The sequence below is a fragment of the Thioalkalivibrio sp. ALM2T genome (assembly GCF_000381505.1).
GTDB classification, from domain to species: domain Bacteria; phylum Pseudomonadota; class Gammaproteobacteria; order Ectothiorhodospirales; family Ectothiorhodospiraceae; genus Thioalkalivibrio; species Thioalkalivibrio versutus.
Window position 1 is genome coordinate 93,484 of the sequence record NZ_KB906563.1, and the last position, 20,646, is coordinate 114,129.

The window sequence follows — 20,646 nt, forward strand, 5'->3', positions numbered from 1 at the left end:
GAGCGGCGGGGCCTACCCGGGCTGGGCGCTACGCACGCGGGTACGTGCCTGTTGCTCCAGAAGCTGGCCATCGTGCTGGACCTGGAAGCGCAGATCCCAGCGCCCGGGGGCCGGCAACGCAACTTCGACCTGATACATGCCCTCGCCCATCGCCTGCATCTCGAAGCCCTGATCGCGACGTTCGTCGGCCAGCCACATGAAAAGGCCGCGGATGCTGGCATCGTCGATAGGCTCGCCGTCCGCATCCCGCACCTCGACCTGCAGGGTAGCGGTCTCGCCCTCGGTGGGTCGGTCAACCCAGCCCTGACGCACCTGCCAGCCCTTCTGTCGCTGTTCCTGCAGCTCCGAGACGCGGTGCACGGCGAGCGCCTGCTTGCGGCTCTCCATGCCGGCCACTGTGCCGGGGAAGGCGGAGGTCACCCGCTCGGCCCGGTTCTCCGGCTCCGGCAGGATCGAGCCGATGAACTGCTGCGGCATCCCGTTATGGGCGAGTGTGATCAGGACGGCCTGTACCGAGGCGACCATGGTGAAGAACCCCACCAATACCAACGGGGCCCAGTGCAGACGCCCAATCTTGGCCTTGCCACCGCTTTCGACCTCGGCCTCCTTCTGGGTGAACACGATCCCCAGGCCGTAAGGCACGATGATGTAGAGCGCCAGATGAATGGCGAAGACGTCTGCCCCCTGCCAGGTCAGGATCGAGTACGGGATAAACACGAACAGCATGAGCGCGACCACCACGGCCGAGGTGCTGTAGGCCTTGAACCGCGTGAAGCGATAGATCAGGGCGAACAGGATGGCCAGTGCCGCACTGCCGATGCCGAGGGTAATGACGAGGTTGCTCATATGCTTTTCTTCGTTTCCTGCGTGAACGCAAGCTAGGCGCTTGCGGTGTGCCGCGCGAGTTCCGGCAGCTCGGTTACTGTTTCTTCGCCGGTGGCTGGCGGCAACGCTTGCTAGCGGTGACTGAACTGCGAGGTCACCTCTAGCGGTTCGATATGGCCCTCGCGGTCGGTGATCACGAAGCGGAAAGGCTGCGGTGAGGGAGTACCGGCGGGCACGTCGTGGCGTACACGCGCCACGACGGTCAGCCGCTCACCGGGCTCCAGACGGATACGTTCTACCTGGCCCAGATCCAGTTCGGCGCCCTCCAGCCCCGCCAGGCCGATCTCAAAATCCAGCTCCCGATCCGCGGTGTTGTTCAGGCGGATCTCATAGCCGTTCTGGGTGCGACCATCGGACATCTGGACGTAGAGCGGTTGGCGCACCTGGTTGACGTTGGCATCCACTGGCGGGCGGCCGAGAATACTGGCGACCAGCGCCACCACCACAATCAGCACGGCGGCCCCGTAGCCAAGGGTCTTGCCGCGCAGGACCTGGGTCTTCCCGCCCTCCTGCTCGCGCTCGGAGGTATAGTCGATCAGGCCGCGGGGCCAGCCCTGCTTGTCCATAATGGTGTCACAGGCATCAATACAAAGTGCGCAGTGGATGCACTGGAACTGCAGCCCGTCGCGGATATCGATGCCCGTCGGGCACACCTGGACGCAATAACCGCAGTCGATGCAGTCACCCACCCCGGCGGCCTGGCGTTCCTCGCGGGTCTTCAGACCGGCCTTGACCTTGGAGCGACCGGCGGTACCTTCCCCGCGCGCCTCTTCATACGACACGATCATGGTGTCGCGGTCGAACATCACGCTCTGGAACCGGGCGTAGGGGCACATAAAGGTGCACACCTGTTCGCGCGCCAATCCGGCAAAGGTGTAGGTCGTGGCCGTCAGGATGCCCGCAGTCAGGTAGGCCGCGTAGACCGCCTGACCGGTAAAGAAGTCGCTTACGATCGAGGGGGCATTCCCCCAGTACAGGATGAAACCGAGGCCGGTGGCAAAGGCCACGAGCAGCCAGGACAGGTGGGTCAACCCGTACTTGAACAGCTTTTCGCCCGTCCAGGGCTGCTTGGCCAGGCGCAGGCGGGCGGGCCGTTCACCCTGGATCTTGCGCTCTAGCCACATGAAGACGTCGGTCCACAGGGTCTGGAAGCAGAAATAGCCACAGAACACCCGTCCGGCGACGCCCGTGACGAAAAACAGCAGCAAGGCGGCCATGAGGAGGAAGCCGGCCAACCAGAAGATGTCCTGCGGGTAGACGACCAGATCGAAGATGTGGAACTGCCGGCCCGGGATGTCGAACAAGACCGCCTGATTGGGGCCGTATTCGCGCTCCCAGCGGACCCAGGGCAGGCCGAAGAACACACCGTACGCGAGCAACAGGATGCCGGTCTTCAGATTGCGGAAACGCCCCTTGACCGACCGCGGATGGATCGGGATGCGTGCCTCGTACAACGGCTGGGCCTGGGACATCAAAACCTCCCGGAGTTCAATCCGGCAGAGTGGGGCGGCCGCAAGGCGCGCCCTGGGATCGGGTTCCTTCCAAAAAAGCAGGGGCGCCCTCGGGCGTCAAACAACCCGGCGGGCACCCCTGTAGTTATCACGGCGAGCGCCCGGCCCCGGGGCTCACCATACGGTCAACAGATTCGCGCTTACTGCCCGCCACCCAACGAATGCACGTAGGCCGTCAGCATCTTGATCTCGGCATCCGACAGACGATCCCCGAACGCAGGCATCTCGCGCTGGGCGCCGTTGCGAATGAAGTTCGCCACCAGACGCTGGCGCTCGCTATCGCTTTCCGCACCGCGCACGTCCACCAGACCCCAGAGATCATTGGTCAGGTTGGGAGCACCCTGGGACGCCAGCCCCTGGCCATCCATGGCGTGACACTGGAAGCAGCCGCCGTCGGTACCGGTGAAAATGCGTTCGCCGGCGTCCGCTTCTTCTTGGTCCACGCTGTAGTCGTTGAGCGACAGCACGTACGCTGCGACCTGGTTCAGCTGGTCGCCGTCGAGGGTGTCGCGGTAGCCCGGCATGTAGCCCAGACGGCCCTGGTGCAGGGTTTCCTCGATCTGCTCCACGGTGCCACCCCACTTCCAGTGGTCGTTGCGCAGGTTCGGGTACTGCCCGACCACGCCGGCACCACCAACCTGATGGCAGGCGGCACACCAGGTGCCGAAGGAACCCTGGGCGTAGGCGTTGACGAAGCTCATGCTCTCGGCGTCCTGCAGGATGGTTTCGTAATCCTGGGCCGCGACCTGTTCAAGCATCTCGCGCTGACGCACCGCGTAGGTGCCGGTCTGCATGTCCTTGGCCAGCAGCGCACGGGTATTCCAGTGCATCGTGCGCTCTTCGCCACCCTGCTCGAAGGTGATGGTGTTGAAGCCCTTGGTAAAGCTGTCACCGATCGGCCAGGCCGGGTAGATCAGCCAGTACACCACGGCAAACACGATCGTGGCGTAGAAACCCCACAGCCACCAGCGCGGGAGCGGGTTGTTGTATTCCTGGAGGTTCCCGTCCCAGACGTGCCCAGTGGTCTCGACCTGGTTCGGGTCCTTTTCGCGGTTGTCCTGTGTGCTCATTGCTCGTCACTCTTGGTTTTGTCACGCCGGGCCACGGGCTCCCGATGTGAATCATCGTCATCCAGAGGAATATAGCGATACGTCTCGAACTTCCGGGCGCGCTGACGGTTGGCAAACAGGAAGATCACGACCCCGATAAAGGTACCCATGAAGAGCAACAGGGCGACCATCTTGCTGTTGCCCATGTCCGTAATCCATTCCCACAGTCCCATCATGTTCGCGCCCGCTCCTCCTTACCGGAACTCGGCAAAGTGTCCGTCGTCGTATTCGCTGAAGTCGACCATGGTCCCGAGCACCTGGAGATAGGCGACGATTGCGTCCATCTCGGTGACCGTCCCGGGGTTGCCGTCGAAGTTCCCCGCCTGGGCCTGGCTAACCAGGTTGTCCTCGGCGTCACGGATATCGAACATCCGGGCGTGTTCTTCGCCGAAGCGCTCGACGTTGGCCTCGTATTCCTCTTCGGTGAGCGAGTACGGCACACCGACCCGCTTCAGCGCGACCATCCGGCGGTCGATATCGGAGTAGTCAAGCGGGGTTTCCGCCAGCCAGGGGTAGCCCGGCATGATCGACTCCGGTACCAGCGACTGCGGATTGATCAGGTGCTGAACCTGCCATTCGTTGGAGTACTTGCCGCCAACTCGGGCGAGGTCCGGACCGGTGCGCTTGGAGCCCCACTGGAACGGATGGTCATACTGCGACTCGGCCGCCAGCGAGTAGTGGCCGTAGCGCAGCATCTCGTCACGGAACGGACGCACCATCTGCGAGTGGCAGGTGTAGCAGCCCTCGCGAACGTAGATGTCGCGACCACGCTGTTCCAGCGGGGTGTAGGGACGCACGCCGTCCACTTCCTCGATCGTGTCGTCGATGTAGAACAACGGCACGATCTCGACCAGGCCGCCGACGCTGATCACCGCAAGGGTAAGGATGATCAGCAGGCCGGCATTGGTTTCAACGCTTTCATGCTTCATGGATCTATTCTCTCCCTAATCAGGCCGTGCGGGCTTCGGTGGACGCAGCCTGGGCCTCGCGGGCCTCGGCCTTGATGCCCGAGCGAACGGTCATCGCGATGTTGAACGCCATGATCAGCATGCCGGCGAGGAAGAACCCGCCACCGATGGCGCGCACCACGTACGGCTTGTGCAGGAACACCACCGACTCGGTGAAGGTGTAGGCAAGGTTCCCGTACTGGTCGAAGGCACGCAGCATCAGACCCTGACCGATACCGGCCACCCACATCGCGGTGATGTACAACACGATCCCGATGGTCGCCAGGAAGAAGTGCACGTACACCAGCTTCAGGCTGTACAGGTTCACGTTCCACAGGCGCGGCATCAGGTGGTACAGGGAGCCGAAGGTGATCATCGCCACCCAGCCCAGCGCACCGGAATGCACGTGGCCCACGGTCCAGTCGGTGTAGTGCGACAGCGCGTTCACGCTCTTCAGCGACATCATCGGACCTTCGAAGGTCGACATGCCGTAGAACGCCAGCGCGGTGATCAGGAACAGCATGATCGGGTCGGTGCGCAGCTTATCCCAGGCGCCCGACAGGGTCATGATGCCGTTGATCATGCCGCCCCAGGAGGGCAGCAGCAGCAGGATGGAGAAGGTCGCCGCCAGGGTGGAGACCCAGTCCGGCAGGGCCGTCCAGTGCAGGTGGTGCGCGCCCACCCACATGTACAGAAAGACCAGCGCCCAGAAGTGGATGATGGACAGCTTGTACGAGTAGATCGGACGCCCGGCCTGCTTCGGCACGAAGTAGTACATCATCCCCAGGAAGGCCGCGGTCAGGAAGAAGCCCACCGCATTATGGCCGTACCACCACTGAGTCATCGCATCCTGCACCCCGGAAAACACGGAGTAGGAATGCGGGTGGAACAGACCCACCGGCACCTGGATGTTGTTGAAGACGTGCAGCAGCGCGGTCGCCAGGATGAAGGCCATGAAGAACCAGTTCGCCACGTAGATGTGCGGCTGGTTCCGGCGCAGCAGGGTCATCAGGAAGACCATGAAGTAAGCCACCCAGACAACCAGGATGATCAGGTCGATCTGCCAGTTGAATTCGGCGTACTCGCGGCCCTGAGTAATCCCCATCGTGTAGGTGATCACGCCCAGGATCAGCGCCAGGTTCCACCCGTAGAAGGTGAAGCTCGCCATGGAGTCACTCCACAGGCGGGTCTGACAGGTCCGCTGAACCACGTAATACGAGGTGGCGAACAGCGCGTTACCCCCGAACCCGAAGATCACGGCCGTGGTATGGACCGGACGGAAACGCCCGAAGGTGATCTGCGCGATATCGAAATTCAGGAACGGGAACGCCAGTTGCGAGGCGATCCAGACGCCGGCGGCCATCCCGAACACGCCCCAAAGGACGGCGGCAATGGCAAACCGCTTGATAATCGCGTAGTTGTACTGCTCGGAAGTCGCGACTGACGCTGCGGGTGCGGCACCCGCCGTAGTGGCTGCTTGTGACATGACTTTTCCACCTTGCTGCGGGGAACACGGATGTCCCGATGGTTCGGGGGCGTGAACTCTACCCCATTCCGGGCCCACAAAAAACCAATACCGCCTGTGTCACTCGGATATTGAGTGCGATTGGCGGAACTTTTGACCGCATCGATAATACATCGGTCATACACGTCCAGGCGAGAGGGCGCCGGGCCGATTCGTTGATCTGGATCAACGAATCGGCTGGACCGGGATCACCCGCCCCGCCGGGCGCGATGGCGGCGGCGCATCCGGAACCCAGGCATGGCCGTAGACCACCTCCCAGGTTGCCGGAAGGCGGCCCTCCACGCCGAAGTCGCGCGCGTAGGCCTCGGCCACCGCAACCAGGCGGCGCGGACCGAACAGTCCCGGCGACCGCCCCGACAGGGCATTGCGCACCCCAACCCCGCGCAGGTCGCGAATCAACCCGGTCAGATCCGGGTAAGTCAGGGTCAGGGCCTCCTGGTCCATCACCGGATCGGCAAACCCGGCGCGTACCAGGGCATCGCCAATGTCGTGCATATCCATGAAGGCGTTCACATGCGTCCCCGCCCCACCGTCCACCGCCGCGAAGGCCGCCCGCAGCTCACGCAGGGTGTCGGGACCGAAGGTGGTGAACATCCACAGCCCGCCCGGGCGCAGGATACGCCGCACCTCCATGAAGGCCTGATCCAGGCTGGCGCACCACTGCAGGGCGGAACTGGAAACCGCCAGGTCGAAGGACTGCTCCGCCAGCGGCAGCGCCTCGAGATCGCCGCAGACCACCTGCGGCCGGCGCAGCCAGCGCCCGCGGCGGCGCGCCCGCGCGACCATCTCCGGGGCGAAATCGACCCCGGCCAGGCGGGCTTTGCGGTAGCGGCGGCTCAAGTGATCCAGGGCCTCGCCGATGCCGCAGCCGAGATCCACGACCTGCTCCGGCTGCATGCGAACCCAGTCCAACCGCCCCAGCATTCGCTCCTGCACCTCGCGCTGCAGGACTGCGTGCTCCTCGTAGGTGGAAGCCGCCCGCGCGAAGGCCTCACGGACCCGCGCCTTGTCGAGATCGAAACTGTCGGGTCGGCTCATGCGGATTTCCCTGCGCTGCACTGATTCAAGAACTCGACGACCAAACCGGCCAAGGATTGCGGGCGCGCGAACCACTCCGCGTGGCCGCCCACGCCGCGGACGATCCGACTGGCGGGTCGCAGCCTGTGCAGGTCGTCCGCCACGGCGGCCGGCACCAGCGCATCGCCGGCCTCCAGCCAGACCGCCGAAGGCACCTCCAGGGCCGCCCAGACGGACCGAAGATCCGCCGCCGCCAGCAGCGCGAGGCCGGCCTCCAGGCCCTCGGGCGAGGCTGGAGCGGCCTGTAACTGCAACACCAGCCGACGGGCGAGCGAAGCGGCATCCTGGCTCCCGCGCGCGCAGAGCATCGCCAGGCGGCGCTCCAGCCGCCGGCGATCACCCCCGAGGGCTGCACGAAAGCCTTCCAGCTCGGCCGGGGTCAGGGCCGCCGGCCAGTCGTCGGCCTTCGCAAAGCGCGGCGAGGCCCCGATCAGCAGCAGCCCCTGGGGCCCCGACCACTGGCGCGCGGCGGCCAGTGCGACCAGACCGCCCAGGGACCAGCCCGCCCACACCGGACACTCGACATCCGCTGGCAGCGAAGCGATCAACGCCGCCGCGGTGCGCTCGGCATCCGCCAGCGTCTCGCCATCGCCGGCGGCCCCGTGCCCGGGCAGGTCCGGCGCCAGCACCCGTGGCGCACCCGGGAGCGCGGCGCGCAGCGGCGCCCACACCGTGCCGGAGAAGCCCCAGCCATGCAGGAGCACCAGCGTCGGAGCATTGCCCTGCGATTGCGCGGCAGGCACGTCAGCGCCCTGAACGGCGGCCACCGGCTTGCGTATCATGTGCGGTCGAATCCTCTCGCCAATCCGCGCAGGCAGGCTGACCGCTCATGGGCATCACAATCGGCATCATCATCGCGTATCTACTGGGATCGCTTTCCACGGCCATTCTGGTCAGCAAGCTGCTGCGCCTGCCGGACCCGCGCACCACCGGCTCGAAGAACCCCGGCGCCACCAATGTACTGCGCTCGGGCGGCAAGACGGCGGCCATCATCACGCTCATCGGGGATGTCGGCAAGGGCTGGCTGCCGGTGTTCGTCGCCCTGCAACTGGACCTGTTCCCCGGCTGGGCGATCGGCCTGATCGGCCTGGCCGCCTTCCTCGGGCACGTGTTCCCGGTGTTCTACCGCTTCCAGGGCGGCAAGGGCGTGGCCACCGCACTGGGTGTGATGCTCGCCATCAGCCCGCTGGTCGGCGGCCTGGTCCTGCTCACCTGGCTGGTCGTTGCCGCCATCTGGCGTTATTCGTCGCTGGCTGCCCTGGTCGCCGCCGGCATGGCCCCGGTGTACATGGTCCTGCTGGGCATGGACCACTGGATCAGTGCCGCCGTGGCCCTGATGAGCGTGATCCTGTTCATCCGTCACGACAGCAACATCCGCCGCCTGATGCGCGGGGAGGAATCGCGGATCGGCCAGAAGGACAAGGCCCCGGCGGCGCCAAAGGAGTAACCCTTCGGCCTGCGGACGGGTTTACAAGATCGCAGCCCCATCCGCAGCCCCCTTCATGCCGCCGCGGGCGGCGCCAGCTCCGCCAACGGCCAGCGCGCCCGCGCCGCCACCACCGGCGCCCCGGTTTCCGTCACCTGGCCGGCCTGCAGTCGCCGCAGCCCGGCCAGCGCGATCATTGCCCCATTGTCGGTGCAGAATTCGGGCCGCGGGAAGTACACCGGCACCCCCTGACGCTGCGCCATGGCCTTGAGCCCGGCGCGCAATGTCGTGTTGGCCGCCACGCCACCGGCGACCACCAGCGCTGGGGCCCCGGTTTGCTCCAGGCCGCGCCGGGTCTTCTCCACCAGGGTGTCGGTCACCGCTTCCTCGAAGGCGCGGGCGACATCCTCCGGCCGGTAGACCTGTTTCTTCAATGCGGTCAGCACCGCGGTCTTCAGACCGGAGAAGCTCATGTCCAGCCCCGGGCGGTCGAGCATCGGGCGCGGCAGGCGCAGGGCGTCCGAGCGCCCCTGCTCGGCCAGACGCGCGAGCGCCGGCCCACCCGGATAGCCCAGCCCCAGCAGCTTGGCGGTCTTGTCGAAGGCCTCGCCCGCGGCATCGTCGATGCTCTCGCCGATCAGGTCGTAGTCACCCAGGGCGCGCGCATGAATCAGCTGGGTATGCCCACCAGAGACCTGCAGCACCAGAAACGGGAAATCAAGCCCGGCATCCTCCAGAAACGGCGCCAGCAGGTGGCCCTCCAGGTGATGCACCGCCAGCGCCGGGATCCCCCAGCCCCAGGCCAGGGAGCGAGCCACCGAGGCGCCGGTCAGCAGTGCCCCCAGCAGCCCCGGCCCGCCGGTGTAGGCCACCGCAGCCAGGTCGTCGCCGCCCACGCCCGCCTCGTCCAGCACGGCACGCACCAGCGGCAACAGGCGCCGAATGTGGTCACGCGAGGCCAACTCGGGCACCACACCGCCATAAACCGCATGCAGATCGGTCTGGCTGTAAAGGCGGTGCGCGAGCAGGCCCCGATCCGCGTCGATCAGCGCCACGCCCGTCTCGTCGCAGGAAGTCTCGATGCCTAATACGATCATGCTGCGAGCATGCCGGGTTTCGCGGACCGCACCAAGCAGCCCCTACCCCGGCGCGCCATTGCGTTCGGGCCTGCTTTCACAGCCGCCCCCGGCGATCCGGTATGCCGCTCAGTGGCAGCTGCGCGCAACCGCGCCCCAAGGCCATCACTTGAAAACGTTCGCCCATCTCCCCCGGCAGGGTCAGCATGCGCACGGCCTGAGCGGCCTGCATGGTCACACGGGCATCCTCGCCGCTGCCCACACGGGCCTCGAAACGCTCTGGCAACCCTGCCCCTAGCAGAAACTCGCCCTGCGCGGCATAGGCCAGCACATCGAGGCCCGCAGCGTCCGCCGCCTCTGCGACCCCGGTGAAATCCACACTGGCGGTCAGGTCCATCAGGCCCGGATGGGCCAGCGGATCCTGGATCATCTGCTGGCGGTAATAACCCACCAGCGTCCCCTGGTGACGCTCCGGCGCGTAATAGGCGGTGCGCGGAAAGCCATAGTCCACGATCACGGCAACCCCCTGCTCAAGGAAGCCGGCAAGGGCGCCCACCCACGCGGCCTGGGCCGGACGCCACTCGGAGAGATAGCCCTCAGGCCACGGGCCATGCTCGGCCTGCAGCCGCTCCACCGGATCGGCCAGCGTGGGCGGGGCCGGGCGCTCGGCCAGGCTCAGGGTGCCGGCGGCATCGGTCGTGATCCCGACCTGCCAGACTCGGCCTTCACGCCAGCGGAAGAGCTCCACCGGCAGGGCATCCAGCACCTCGTTGGCCAGCACCACACCGCGCAACGGGGTCTCGGGCAGGGCATCCAGCCACGCCACCCGGGCGTACTCCGCGGGGTCCAGCGCAGCCTCCAGGTGGGCCTGCTGCCGCGCCCGCAGGTCCGGACTGACCTCGACGATCCAGTAGCGCTCCCACGCCACCCCGAGTTCGCGCAGCGTGGTGATCACATCCCCCGCGAGCCGGCCGCTGCCGGCCCCGAATTCGAGCAGTGTGCCGGTCCCGCTCAGATCGTCCCGCAACACCGGGGCCAGCCAGGTCGCGAGGGTCTCGCCGAACAGGGGCGACAGCTCCGGCGCGGTGACGAAATCGCCCCCCTCGCCCAGCTTGTGCGCCCCGTTCACGTAATAGCCAAGCCCCGGCGCATACAGCGCGGCCTGCATGTAATCGACGAACGGAAGGAACCCCTCGCCGGCGACAACACTCTGTTGCAGGGAGGCGTGCAGACGCAGGGCGATATCGGCGGCCACCGGATCGGCCGGGGCGTTTGTGCTAGGTTTCGGCGGCATCATGACGACGAATGGTACCAACCCGGGGGCAGGCGTGGCGCAGGTACAATCCGACAGCATGGACACGACTTCCGGGGAGGCGCGGGTGGTGCTGGTCACCGGGGCCGCGCGGCGGGTTGGCGCAACCATCGTGCGCGGGTTGCACGCAGCCGGGTTGCGGGTACTGATCCACTACCGCGGCTCGCGCACGGATGCCGAAGACCTCGTCGCCACACTGAACGCGGAGCGCCCGGACAGCGCCCGCGCCCTGCAGGCGGACCTCCTCGACCTGGAGGCCATCGAACGCCTGGCGCGCGAGGCCGAGGCGACCTGGGGCCGCCTGGACTTCCTGGTCAACAACGCCTCGACCTTCTACGCCACGGCCGTGGGCGAGATCACCCAACACAGCTGGGACGACCTGATCGGCTCCAACCTGAAGGCCCCGACCTTCCTCACCCAGGCCTGCAATCCGGCGTTGCAGCGTCAGCAGGGCGCGGTCGTCAATATCGTCGACATCCATGCGCTACGCCCGCTAAAGGGCTACCCGGTGTATTCGGCGGCCAAGGCCGGGCTGTGGGCGCTGACCCAGGCCTACGCCCGCGAGCTGGGGCCGGACGTGCGGGTCAACGGCGTCGCCCCCGGCGCGATCCTCGCCCCCGAGGAGGCCGAAAACACCGGCACCCACGAGGCAATGATTGAACGCACCGCACTCAAGCGCGAGGGCCGCCCGGAGGACATCGCGCGCACCGTGCGCTTCCTGCTGCTGGACGCGCCCTACATCACCGGCCAGGTGATCCCGGTGGACGGCGGCCGGTCGGCATCGCAGTAGCCGCGACCCCGTCCAGCCGCGCTACACTGGCCCCCAACCGAGCATTTGCGCCAGGAGACTGCAGCATGATCGATTCCAAACGCTTCGACGACCTTGCCCGCCGCATCACCGAAAGCCTGCCGGAGTCGGTACGCCACATGCAGGAGGACGTGCAGCGCCAGGTCCGCTCGTCGCTGCAAAGCGGCTTCGAACGCATGGACCTGGTGACCCGCGAGGACTTCGACATCCAGGTGGCCCTGCTGGAACGTACCCGCGAACGCCTGGCGGAACTCGAGGCGCGGGTCGCCGCGCTGGAAGCCCGCCCGAGCAACGAGACCGGGCAGTAACCACCATCTGAAACCACCCGCCGGGCACGGATGCCGGGCGGCAGAACGGAGGGGCACGGATGCCCGTCACCATCGCCTACGCCCGCGCCATCGACGGCATCCACGCCCCGCTGGTCACCATCGAGACCCACCTGGCCAACGGGCTACCCGCCTTCCAGATCGTCGGCCTGCCCGAGGCCGCGGTGCGCGAAAGCCGTGACCGCGTGCGCGCGGCGATCCAGACCAGCGGCTTCGAGTTTCCACGGCGCCGCATTACCGTCAACCTGGCCCCCGCCGACCTGCCCAAGGACGGCGGCCGCTTCGATCTCGGCATTGCGCTGGGCATCCTGGCCGCCAGCCAGCAGATCCCGGCCGCAGCGCTGGCCCGGCACGAGTTCCTCGGCGAGCTGGGGCTGGACGGCACCTTGCGCCCGGTGGGTGGCACCCTGTCTGCCGGGCTTGCGGCAGCCGACGCCGAGCGGGCGCTGGTGGTGAACCCGGAGGACGGGGCGGAGGCGGCCCTCGCCAGCCGCGCCCGGGTTCTCACCGGCTCGCACCTGAGCGCCGTCTGCGCCGCGCTGGCGGGGCGCGAGGCCCTGGTGCCGGCACAACCGCCCGAGCCTTCCGCACCCGCTCACCCCGACCTCGCCGACGTGCGCGGCCAGCACCAGGCGCGCCGGGCCCTGGAGATCGCGGCCGCCGGCGGGCATCACCTGCTGATGGTCGGGCCACCCGGGAGCGGCAAATCCATGCTGGCCTCGCGCATCCCCGGCATCCTGCCGCCAATGGACGAGGCCGAGGCCCTGGAAACCGCGGCCATCCACAGCCTGCGTGGCAGCTCGCACCTGCGCCAGGACTGGCGGGCGCGTCCGTTCCGGTCACCGCACCACACCGCCTCGGGCGTGGCGCTGGTCGGCGGCGGCAGTACACCACGCCCCGGCGAGATCTCGCTCGCGCACCAGGGCGTATTGTTCCTCGACGAACTCACCGAATTCAGCCGCTCGGTGCTCGACGTACTGCGCGAACCGCTGGAGAGTGGGGTCATCCATATCTCGCGCGCGGCCCGCCAGGCCGAGTTTCCGGCGCGCTTCCAGCTGGTCGGTGCGATGAACCCCTGCCCACAGGGATTCGATTGCGACCTCGCCGAACGCTGCGAATGCACCCCGGAGCAGCGGGCCCGCCACCGCAAGCGCCTGTCGGCACCGCTACTCGACCGGATTGACCTGGCCATCGAGGTCCCGCGCATCCCCCCCGGGGACCTGGCCGGATCGGCCGCCGCATCCGAAGACTCGGCCTCCGTGGCGAAACGCGTCGCGCGGGCCCGCAAGGTGCAGCACAAGCGCCAGAATGGACTGAACAGCGCACTCGATGGCACAGCACTGGACCGATACGCTGCCCTCGGCACGGCTGACCGGGAGCTGCTGGACAAGGCTGCAGAACGCTTCCGGCTCTCCGCGCGGGCCTACCACCGGATCCTGCGGGTGGCGCGCTCCATTGCCGATCTCAACGACGCCGAGGCAATCGCGACCCAGCACCTGACCGAGGCGCTGAGCTACCGCGCCCTGGACCACTGGCGCACGCAATAGCGGCCACCAAAGAAAAACCCCGCCCAGGCGATACCTGAGCGGGGTTTCGTAGTGCCGTTCCTGCGGGGACGATCAGTCTTCGAAGGTCGCCACGTAGACGGCCAGGTCGGCGATGTCCTCGTCCGACAGGTTGGCGGCATTCGGCGCCATGAGTGCTGTCTGGTCGCCAACGGTCTCGCCGGCGCGGTAACGCACCAGCTTGTCGGCAATGTACCCGGCATCACGACCGGCCAGCTTCGGGAACACCGGGGTACCCTGACCTTGGGCACCGTGGCAGGCAACACAGGTGTTGTAACGCGACTGACCGCGCTCCGCATCGCCATCTTCAACCGCGATGGCGGCAACCGCTTCGGCCTCTTCTTCGGCCGCCGCTTCGCCAGTCTCGGTAGTGGCGACCGGCTCTTCGCCCCCGGCAGCATCTTCGGCGGCGGTGTCGCCATTGCCATTGCCGCTATCGCTGCCTTCATAGTCGTGATCGACCCCGGCCTCGTCCAGCATGTAGGCGACCACGTCGCGCATCTGCTCGTCGCTCAGGCTGGAATCGCCACCGCGCGCCGGCATGGCGCCGATGCCGTTGATCGAGTTGGCGAACAGGGTATCCAGGCCCTTGTCGTTCAGGCGATTGCTCCACTCGTCGGCGTCATCCTTGATTGGGGCGCCGGACACACCAGCGTCATGGCAGGCCGCGCAGACGTTCGAGTAGATATCGCCCGGGGTCAGGTCCGCGGCTTCTTCGGCGCTATCCACCTGGCCGGACACCACCTGACCGATCGGCGCGATGCGCTGGGCGACGCGTTCGTCACTCACGGTGTCGGGCTGGGACACCTGCATGCCACCAAGCCAGCCGGCCAGGTGCGAAACCAGGAAAAGGACCGTACCCAGCAAGGCCAGGGACGCAATAAACAGCAACACCTTGTTCCCGGTGTCCATCTTGATCGGTTGATTTCCCACTTCTCTCCCTCCGAGATCCCGGCCTTGAGCGGCCATGTGGTGTGCTATTCGAAAGCCCTCGCGCATCAAGCGCAAATCGGGCGCAGAGTATAGGGCATCATGCAAACCACGACCACAAACCGAGTGTGGCGGTCAAATATGGCTGGACGCGTCAAAGCTCGCGCCCGTATCATGGCAGATCTTGCGCCCGTAGCTCAGCTGGATAGAGTACTGCCCTCCGAAGGCAGGGGTCGCAGGTTCGAATCCTGCCGGGCGCGCCATCATGACGACGAAGAAGGGCCCATTGTATGGGCCCTTCTTCGTTATGCGGGTGGATCCCCGGGGCCGGAGGCCCCCTTCTCCAGCCGAGGCCCGCTGAACGGGACAACCGATCCGCCCCACCTGGACAATCCACAGTCTCTGCGCAGCGCAGACGACAGCCTCGCCCTCGCACTGCCCGATCAGACAACGGGCCCCACGGCCGCAGCCGGCAACTCGACCTGCTGACACTGGCTCATGATCTGCATGAGAACGATCACGCGCTCTTCTCCGCTACGGGCGAGAAACAAGGCCTCGCGCCCCTGGAACGGCCCATCCGTGATGGTGACCGGCTGCTGCGGGGCAAAGTCACTGTCGCGGGTAAGGTCGAGACAGCCGCTCTCGGGGTCCAGGCGCAGGCGGATCCCCTCGATGATCGGCTCGGGAACCGGCACCGGGCTGGAGCCAAAGCGCACCAAACCAAGCACGCCGCGCGTGGAACGAATGGGCGCCCAGTTTTCTGCGACGTCGCAAAGCTGCGCGAAGAGGTAGCGCGGAAACAGGGACTCGGTGACGGCGGTGCGACGCCCCCCGCGGCGAACGGGCCGGCGGATCAGCGGCCGGAAGGTCCGATACCCCTGGCGGTCGAGATTCGCCTCGGCGCGGCCTTCTTCCCGGGGTTTGCATTGGATGGTGTACCAGTGTTTCAAGGGGACCTCGGCGCAGCAGCGCGCCGGCAATTGCGCACCACCCATAGCATCAGCTCACTCTAATGATAGGCCGACTGGCAGCGAACGTGCGTAGATGCATCACGAAACGGGATGCACAGGGTTGCCGGGGCGATCGGCTACTGCCTTGATCTGGATCAAATTCGACAGCCCGGGGCAGCGCTAGCTTCAGAGGTGCAACGACACCTCAGGAGAACCCTCATGCTGACCGAAATCATGTTCCAGTCGCCCATCGGCATTCTGACCATCATCACCCTGCTGGGGATCGTGGCGTTCTTTGGCTACGTGGGTTATTACATCATCCACGGCATGCGCCAGGACGATCAGCGCGAGTAAGACCTCCGCGCCCGACGGCCGCCCATGAAAACGCCCGCGCAAGGCGGGCGTTTGATGTGCCACTTCAGCCAGCGGGGCTCAGGTATGCTGGTCCCCGTGGTACAAGCGCACGACGTGCCGCGCCTCGGCGAAGAACAGCCAGCGCTCCATGACCACACCCACCAGAGCCGCGACCAGGCCGAGCCAGGCCACGATGGCCGGTACGCCGGACAGGATCGCGGCGAACACCAGGATCGGGGTACCGAACGCGAGCAGGAACACGCCCATCTTCAGGGTATCGGTGGTGTTCTTGCCTGCATCGTAGCCAAACTCGTCGGTCAGGAAGGTACCGGCGGTATGCCCGGTATCCAGCAACCGCACGGTCGCCCGGTTGAAGGTGGTGGCGGTGTTGATGGTCGGGCCCGTCACGCGGGAGATCCAGAAGTAGTAGATCCCCTTGAGGACGCCGGCGATCAGCAGCAGCACGATGGCCACGCCCGCATGCATCGCGGTGGCGTTGCCGAACACACTGGCAATGGCGGCGAAGGCGACGGCACCGGTGGCCACGCCCAGAAGGATGTAGTTGGCCGGGGTCAGCGCGGTATTCCACTGGCGGATGGTCTTCAGGCAGCCGTAGATCATCCCGGTGGAGAACAGCGTGACCACCGCCAGCACGGCGGCGATGGCGCCAGCCACTGCGGCCAACGGACCGATTTCGTAGCCCTGCAGCAGCACGCCGAGGCCATAGATCGCGGCGAACGGGTAGAACAGCACGGCAAACACCGCCTCGCGCGAGAGCCAGGAGGTCTTGAAGCGCATGAATGAACGCCAGGCGTTCTTCTTGTTCGCCAGGTGGCCGGTGGACAGCATGAGCCCGACGGTGATCATGCCCAGGGCCGCAACCCCGTGCGCGATCAGCTCGCCATGGCTCATGGCCGGGCCGATGCCCGCGAGATGGAAGGCCACCAGCAGCAGGAACAGGCCGTAGCCTGCACCGGAGATGACAGTAAATAGAATGACGGAAAACGCCGGATGCATGGTTTTCTCTCCCCGATCGGGCGCGCTTAGCGCGCCACCATCTTGTTGACCCAATCCTTCACCGAGGTGATCAGCGTGTTGGCACGCACATCGTCGGTGGGGATGGAACGGGTGATCCGCGGCGGCAGATAGGTGTTGACCGGCTTGTAGCCAAGCTCGGGCATCTGCTTCACGCCACCACGTTCGCGGACCAGGCGGCTGACCTCGGAGGCGTCGTCATCGAAGTCGCCGAAGAAACGCGCGTGCGCCGGGCAGGTGATCACACAGGCGGGCTGGCGCTCTTCCGGCGGCAGCTGCTCGTCGTAGATGCGGTCCACGCAAAGCGTGCACTTCTTCATGACGCCGTCTTCGCGGTCGAGCTCGCGAGCGCCGTAAGGGCAGGCCCAGGCGCAGTAGTTGCAGCCCATGCACTTGTCCTGATCGACCAGCACGATGCCGTCTTCCGGACGCTTGTAGGAGGCGCCAGTCGGGCAGACATTCACGCAGTCGGCATGCTCGCAGTGCATGCAGGACATCGGGATGTTGACGGTCTTGTTGTTGGGGTAGTCCCCGACCTCGTAGTGGCGGATGCGGTTGAACCACACGCCGCTCGGGTCCTCGCCGTAGGGGCGATAGTCGGTCAGCGGACCCGTGGTGCCGCTGGTGTTCCACTGCTTGCAGGCCACCGCGCAGGCATGGCAGCCCACGCAGGTGTCCATGTCGATTACGAGTCCAAGTCGCATGGTTGGTACTCCCTCAAATCGTTCGTGCGGGCAAGCCCCGCGATGGCCGTGAGGCCGTCGCGGAACCGGGCCGGATCAGTTTTTCTCGTCGTCCAGCGAACCGCGCGTGAGCACGTCGCGGATGTCGCGGTTCAGGTGCACAGGCTTGTGCGCGTGGTAGCGCAGCTGGTCCGGCGATTCGGACATGCCCGGCGTGGCCTTCACCTCGTCGAACTGCGGCCAGGCGCTCTGCTCGTCGGGACCGGCCGGGGTGATCTTGACCTTGAGGTCGTACCACGCGGCCTGCCCGGTGACCGGATCGGAGTTGGTGATGTTGTCGATCGGGTCGCCCTTCTTCGGGAGCAGCTCGCTGATCAGGTGATTCATCAGGAAGCCCTTCTGCGACTCGTTCGCCTCCGGCTTCAGGCCCCAGGCGCCCTTCTGCTTGCCAATCGCGTTCCAGGTCCAGACGGTGCTGGGCTCGCAGCCCTCGATCAGTTTGACCTGTACGCGAATCTTGCCGTTGTGCGACTCCAGCCACACCCAGGACAGATCCTCGATGCCCATGGACTCGGCCTTGCCGCGGTTCATGTACAGGTAGTTCTGGGCGCAGATCTGGCGCAGCCAGGCGTTCTGCGAATCCCAGGAGTGATACATGAACATCGGGCGCTGGTTGACCGCGTAGAACGGGTACTCGTCCTCGTCGATACGGGTCTGCTCCAGCGGCTTGTGCCAGATCGGCAGCGGATCGAAGTACTGCGTCAGCCGGTCCTTGTGCTCCTGCTTGGTCGGTTGCGGGCCATCGTACAGGCCCTGACCGGCCAGCTTGAAGCGCTGCTGGGTCTCGGAGTAGATCTCGATCGTGATCGGATCGGTCTTGCCCACCCAGCCGGCGTGCTTGGCCAGCTCCAGATAGTCCTTGTTGGCGTAGCGGTAGAATTGCTGATTCGGCGCCAGGTGGTACAGGAAGAATCCCTGGTTCTCGATGTACGCCTCCCACTGCTTCGGGTTCGGCTCGCCGCGCAGGTGGCTCTGGCCGTCCTTGCCGCGATAACCGGACAGGAAGCCGATACCCGGCTCCTTCTCGAAGTTGACGATGAAGTCCTTGTAGTCCGAGAACTTGCGGCTGCCATCGTCCTTGGTGAACGCCGGGAACTTCAGGCGCCCGGCCAGCTCGACCATCACCTCCTGCCACGGCCGCACGTTGCGATCGGGCTCGAGGATCGGGTGACGGATGGAATCCGCCGCCGCGGCCGGCTCGGAGATTGGGCGGTCGAGCATGGAGATGGTGTCGTAACGCTCCAGATACGTGGTATCCGGCAGCACCAGGTCGGCGAAGCTGACCATCTCGGAGTTGAACGCATCCGAGACCACCAGGAACGGGATCTTGTACTCGCCGTTCTCGTCCTTGGACCGCAGCATGTCCATCACTTCGGCGGTGTTCATCGTGGAGTTCCACGACATGTTCGCCATGAAGAAGATCAGGGTGTCGATCGGGTACGGGTCGGCGTTGACCGCATTGGTCACCACCATGTGCATCATGCCGTGGTTGGACACCGGCGCATCCCAGGAGAAGGCCTTGTCGATACGCAGCGGGTTGCCGTCGTCATCGATGACCAGGTCCTCCGGCGCGGTCGGGAAACCGAGCGGCGGACTCTTCAGCGGGGTGTTCGGGGCGCATTCCTTGGCCGGCTTGATGCCCGGCGGGATGTGCTTCGGATACGGCGGCTTGGCCAGGTGACCGCCGGGGCAGTCCACCGAGCCGAGCATGATCTGCAGCAGGTGGATCGCGCGGCAGGTCTGGAATCCATTGGAGTGCGCGGAGATGCCGCGCATCGCGTGCATGGACACCGGACGCCCGAACACCTTGTCGTGCTTGCGGCCCCAGGAGTCGGTCCACTCGATGTCGAGTTCGATGGTCTCCTTGAACGCGACGTGGGCCATTTCCAGCGCCAGCCGCTCGGTCTGCTCGGCCGGGATGCCGGTCACCGCGGCGGTATTCTCCGGGGAATACTCGTCCGCCAGGTAACGTTCGGCCAGCAGGGTCATCACGGTCTTGACCGGGCGACCGTCCGGGGCGGTGTACTCGCCGAACAGGGCCGGCTTGATGTCGACCTGGCTGCCGTCGACGAAGGCCTCCTTCTCCAGTTCCCAGACCTGCGGATTGCCGGCCTCGTCACGCAGGATCAGGCCGTCGCCCTTCTGGCCCGGGGTCTGTACCACCAGCTGGGTGGCGTTGGTGTAGCGCACCAGGAAGTCCCAGTCGAACTGGTCGTTCTTCAGCAGCACGTGCAGCATCGACAGCGCGAACAGGCCGTCGGTGCCGGGCTTGATGCCCACCCACTCGTCGGCGATCGCCTGGTAGCCGGTGCGCACCGGGTTGATCGCGACGAACTTGCCGCCGCTACGCTTGAGCTTTTCCAGCCCGATCTTGATCGGGTTGGAGGCATGGTCTTCCGCCACACCCCAGAGCATGTGGTACTTGGTGCGATCCCAGTCGGGGTCGCCGAATTCCCAGAAGGCGAAGCCCGTGGTGTACAGGCCGCCGGCGGCCATGTTCACCGAGCAGAAGCCACCGTGGGCCGCCCAGTTATAGGTGCCGAACTGGGTTGCCCACAGGCCGGTCAGGGCCTGCATCTGGTCACGGCCGGTGAAGAACGCCAGCTTGCGCGGGTCGGTCTCGCGGATCTTCTGCAGGCGCGCGGACAGGGTGTCCAGCGCCTCGTCCCAGGAGATCGGCTCGAACTCGCCAGCACCGCGCTCGGTGCCCGGCTTGCGGCGCATCGGTTGGTGCAGGCGCGCCGGGGATTGCTGCTTCATGATCCCCGCGTTGCCCTTGGCGCAGAGCACACCCTTGTTGATCGGGTGGTGCCGATTCCCCTGGATGTAGCGGACCTTGTTGTCCTGGACGGTAACCTTGATACCGCAACGACAGGCGCACATGTAGCAGGTGGTGTACTTGATCTCCTGCTCGCCGTGCTTTTCGAATTCGGGCAACGCGCTCATGGGGCGACCTCGTGATCTCGGTTCAGTTATGCATCGCGCATTGTGGACGGAGCGAACACATTCTGCCAACGAGTCTTTTCTATTTGCGGATAAACCAAAATTATCTGGTGAAGATTTTTTT

The 20,646-nt window shown here is 66.0% G+C and carries 20 protein-coding genes and 1 tRNA gene; 6 read left to right on the top strand and 15 right to left on the bottom strand.

The genetic code is table 11. The annotated features are described in order from the left end of the window. Positions 1 to 12: 12 nt before the first annotated feature. The 8 genes from F816_RS0109405 to F816_RS0109440 form a co-directional block, all read right to left on the bottom strand. The gene (locus tag F816_RS0109405) at positions 13 to 846 is read right to left on the bottom strand and encodes a FixH family protein (protein WP_018168910.1); all 834 of its coding nucleotides are present in this window, start codon (positions 844 to 846) and stop codon (positions 13 to 15) included. A 110-nt stretch (positions 847 to 956) separates the two neighbouring features. After that, a complete protein-coding gene (ccoG, locus tag F816_RS0109410) occupies positions 957 to 2,357 on the bottom strand; it encodes a cytochrome c oxidase accessory protein CcoG (RefSeq protein ID WP_019594522.1) in 1,401 nt (466 codons plus the stop codon). 179 nt (positions 2,358 to 2,536) lie between these two features. Further along, positions 2,537 to 3,466, bottom strand: a complete 930-nt coding sequence (gene ccoP, locus F816_RS0109415) for a cytochrome-c oxidase, cbb3-type subunit III (RefSeq protein ID WP_019594523.1) — start codon at positions 3,464 to 3,466, stop codon at positions 2,537 to 2,539. Next, on the bottom strand, positions 3,463 to 3,681 hold the full coding sequence (locus F816_RS0109420; protein ID WP_018145085.1) for a cbb3-type cytochrome c oxidase subunit 3: 219 nt from the start codon (positions 3,679 to 3,681) through the stop codon (positions 3,463 to 3,465). The genes ccoP and F816_RS0109420 overlap by 4 nt, the downstream gene beginning before the upstream one ends. An 18-nt stretch (positions 3,682 to 3,699) precedes the next feature. Continuing rightward, positions 3,700 to 4,434 carry a cytochrome-c oxidase, cbb3-type subunit II gene (ccoO, locus tag F816_RS0109425; RefSeq protein WP_019594524.1) on the bottom strand — a complete coding sequence of 245 codons (735 nt, stop codon included), beginning with the start codon at positions 4,432 to 4,434 and terminating at the stop codon, positions 3,700 to 3,702. A gap of 19 nt (positions 4,435 to 4,453) precedes the next feature. Then, the gene (gene ccoN, locus F816_RS0109430) at positions 4,454 to 5,938 is read right to left on the bottom strand and encodes a cytochrome-c oxidase, cbb3-type subunit I (protein WP_026333219.1); all 1,485 of its coding nucleotides are present in this window, start codon (positions 5,936 to 5,938) and stop codon (positions 4,454 to 4,456) included. 204 nt (positions 5,939 to 6,142) lie between these two features. Beyond that, positions 6,143 to 7,015, bottom strand: a complete 873-nt coding sequence (bioC, locus tag F816_RS0109435; RefSeq protein ID WP_019594526.1) for a malonyl-ACP O-methyltransferase BioC — start codon at positions 7,013 to 7,015, stop codon at positions 6,143 to 6,145. Beyond that, positions 7,012 to 7,836, bottom strand: coding sequence for an alpha/beta fold hydrolase (locus F816_RS0109440; protein WP_019594527.1), 825 nt, complete (start codon positions 7,834 to 7,836; stop codon positions 7,012 to 7,014). The genes bioC and F816_RS0109440 overlap by 4 nt, the downstream gene beginning before the upstream one ends. Before the next feature lie 47 nt (positions 7,837 to 7,883). Between F816_RS0109440 and plsY the strand changes: the two genes are divergently transcribed. Next, on the top strand, positions 7,884 to 8,501 hold the full coding sequence (gene plsY / locus F816_RS0109445; RefSeq protein ID WP_018168903.1) for a glycerol-3-phosphate 1-O-acyltransferase PlsY: 618 nt from the start codon (positions 7,884 to 7,886) through the stop codon (positions 8,499 to 8,501). A 53-nt stretch (positions 8,502 to 8,554) separates the two neighbouring features. On the opposite strand, the gene tsaD is transcribed toward plsY, so the two are convergent. Together tsaD and F816_RS0109455 are read right to left on the bottom strand one after the other, a co-directional pair. After that, positions 8,555 to 9,577, bottom strand: coding sequence for a tRNA (adenosine(37)-N6)-threonylcarbamoyltransferase complex transferase subunit TsaD (gene tsaD / locus F816_RS0109450; protein ID WP_019594528.1), 1,023 nt, complete (start codon positions 9,575 to 9,577; stop codon positions 8,555 to 8,557). A 76-nt stretch (positions 9,578 to 9,653) separates the two neighbouring features. Then, complete coding sequence (locus F816_RS0109455; RefSeq protein ID WP_038085706.1) at positions 9,654 to 10,853, bottom strand: class I SAM-dependent methyltransferase; 1,200 nt, start codon at positions 10,851 to 10,853, stop codon at positions 9,654 to 9,656. A gap of 82 nt (positions 10,854 to 10,935) precedes the next feature. Between F816_RS0109455 and F816_RS0109460 the strand changes: the two genes are divergently transcribed. The 3 genes from F816_RS0109460 (at position 10,936) to F816_RS0109470 (ending at position 13,549) form a co-directional block, all read left to right on the top strand. Beyond that, positions 10,936 to 11,658, top strand: a complete 723-nt coding sequence (locus F816_RS0109460) for a pteridine reductase (RefSeq protein WP_026333221.1) — start codon at positions 10,936 to 10,938, stop codon at positions 11,656 to 11,658. A 65-nt stretch (positions 11,659 to 11,723) separates the two neighbouring features. Continuing rightward, the gene (locus F816_RS0109465) at positions 11,724 to 11,984 is read left to right on the top strand and encodes an accessory factor UbiK family protein (protein WP_019594531.1); all 261 of its coding nucleotides are present in this window, start codon (positions 11,724 to 11,726) and stop codon (positions 11,982 to 11,984) included. A gap of 59 nt (positions 11,985 to 12,043) precedes the next feature. Then, positions 12,044 to 13,549 (top strand): YifB family Mg chelatase-like AAA ATPase, encoded by a 1,506-nt coding sequence (locus F816_RS0109470; protein WP_019594532.1) that lies wholly within the window; start codon positions 12,044 to 12,046, stop codon positions 13,547 to 13,549. Positions 13,550 to 13,621: 72 nt separating this feature from the next. On the opposite strand, the gene F816_RS0109475 is transcribed toward F816_RS0109470, so the two are convergent. Next, on the bottom strand, positions 13,622 to 14,500 hold the full coding sequence (locus F816_RS0109475) for a c-type cytochrome (protein WP_019594533.1): 879 nt from the start codon (positions 14,498 to 14,500) through the stop codon (positions 13,622 to 13,624). Between the two features lie 183 nt (positions 14,501 to 14,683). On the opposite strand from F816_RS0109475, the gene F816_RS0109480 reads away from it, so the two are divergent. Further along, a tRNA-Arg gene (locus F816_RS0109480) sits at positions 14,684 to 14,760 on the top strand. 180 nt (positions 14,761 to 14,940) lie between these two features. Here the strand turns inward: F816_RS0109480 and rfaH are convergent. After that, positions 14,941 to 15,492, bottom strand: a complete 552-nt coding sequence (gene rfaH / locus F816_RS0109485; RefSeq protein WP_019594534.1) for a transcription/translation regulatory transformer protein RfaH — start codon at positions 15,490 to 15,492, stop codon at positions 14,941 to 14,943. A 174-nt stretch (positions 15,493 to 15,666) separates the two neighbouring features. Here rfaH and F816_RS15105 point away from each other — a divergent pair, with 174 nt between their 5' ends. After that, on the top strand, positions 15,667 to 15,801 hold the full coding sequence (locus F816_RS15105) for a hypothetical protein (protein WP_019594535.1): 135 nt from the start codon (positions 15,667 to 15,669) through the stop codon (positions 15,799 to 15,801). Between the two features lie 78 nt (positions 15,802 to 15,879). On the opposite strand, the gene F816_RS0109495 is transcribed toward F816_RS15105, so the two are convergent. The 3 genes from F816_RS0109495 to F816_RS0109505 form a co-directional block, all read right to left on the bottom strand. Next, positions 15,880 to 16,818, bottom strand: a complete 939-nt coding sequence (locus F816_RS0109495) for a DmsC/YnfH family molybdoenzyme membrane anchor subunit (protein WP_019594536.1) — start codon at positions 16,816 to 16,818, stop codon at positions 15,880 to 15,882. Positions 16,819 to 16,844: 26 nt separating this feature from the next. Then, a complete protein-coding gene (locus F816_RS0109500) occupies positions 16,845 to 17,540 on the bottom strand; it encodes a 4Fe-4S dicluster domain-containing protein (RefSeq protein ID WP_038032074.1) in 696 nt (231 codons plus the stop codon). A gap of 75 nt (positions 17,541 to 17,615) precedes the next feature. Next, on the bottom strand, positions 17,616 to 20,525 hold the full coding sequence (locus tag F816_RS0109505) for a molybdopterin oxidoreductase family protein (RefSeq protein WP_019594537.1): 2,910 nt from the start codon (positions 20,523 to 20,525) through the stop codon (positions 17,616 to 17,618). Positions 20,526 to 20,646: the final 121 nt, after the last annotated feature.

Excerpts from the sequence above, each read along its gene's own strand:
- ccoN (WP_026333219.1), bottom strand. The coding sequence starts at position 5,938 with ATGTCACAAGCAGCCACTACGGCGGGTGCCGCACCCGCAGCGTCAGTC.
- plsY (WP_018168903.1), top strand. The coding sequence starts at position 7,884 with ATGGGCATCACAATCGGCATCATCATCGCGTATCTACTGGGATCGCTT.
- bioC (WP_019594526.1), bottom strand. The coding sequence starts at position 7,015 with ATGAGCCGACCCGACAGTTTCGATCTCGACAAGGCGCGGGTCCGTGAG.
- rfaH (WP_019594534.1), bottom strand. The coding sequence starts at position 15,492 with ATGGGTGGTGCGCAATTGCCGGCGCGCTGCTGCGCCGAGGTCCCCTTG.
- tsaD (WP_019594528.1), bottom strand. The coding sequence starts at position 9,577 with ATGATCGTATTAGGCATCGAGACTTCCTGCGACGAGACGGGCGTGGCG.
- F816_RS0109405 (WP_018168910.1), bottom strand. The coding sequence starts at position 846 with ATGAGCAACCTCGTCATTACCCTCGGCATCGGCAGTGCGGCACTGGCC.
- F816_RS0109440 (WP_019594527.1), bottom strand. The coding sequence starts at position 7,836 with ATGATACGCAAGCCGGTGGCCGCCGTTCAGGGCGCTGACGTGCCTGCC.
- ccoP (WP_019594523.1), bottom strand. The coding sequence starts at position 3,466 with ATGAGCACACAGGACAACCGCGAAAAGGACCCGAACCAGGTCGAGACC.
- ccoO (WP_019594524.1), bottom strand. The coding sequence starts at position 4,434 with ATGAAGCATGAAAGCGTTGAAACCAATGCCGGCCTGCTGATCATCCTT.
- F816_RS0109500 (WP_038032074.1), bottom strand. The coding sequence starts at position 17,540 with ATGCGACTTGGACTCGTAATCGACATGGACACCTGCGTGGGCTGCCAT.
- F816_RS0109495 (WP_019594536.1), bottom strand. The coding sequence starts at position 16,818 with ATGCATCCGGCGTTTTCCGTCATTCTATTTACTGTCATCTCCGGTGCA.
- F816_RS0109455 (WP_038085706.1), bottom strand. The coding sequence starts at position 10,853 with ATGATGCCGCCGAAACCTAGCACAAACGCCCCGGCCGATCCGGTGGCC.
- F816_RS0109420 (WP_018145085.1), bottom strand. The coding sequence starts at position 3,681 with ATGATGGGACTGTGGGAATGGATTACGGACATGGGCAACAGCAAGATG.
- F816_RS15105 (WP_019594535.1), top strand. The coding sequence starts at position 15,667 with ATGCTGACCGAAATCATGTTCCAGTCGCCCATCGGCATTCTGACCATC.
- F816_RS0109470 (WP_019594532.1), top strand. The coding sequence starts at position 12,044 with ATGCCCGTCACCATCGCCTACGCCCGCGCCATCGACGGCATCCACGCC.
- ccoG (WP_019594522.1), bottom strand. The coding sequence starts at position 2,357 with ATGTCCCAGGCCCAGCCGTTGTACGAGGCACGCATCCCGATCCATCCG.
- F816_RS0109465 (WP_019594531.1), top strand. The coding sequence starts at position 11,724 with ATGATCGATTCCAAACGCTTCGACGACCTTGCCCGCCGCATCACCGAA.
- F816_RS0109505 (WP_019594537.1), bottom strand. The coding sequence starts at position 20,525 with ATGAGCGCGTTGCCCGAATTCGAAAAGCACGGCGAGCAGGAGATCAAG.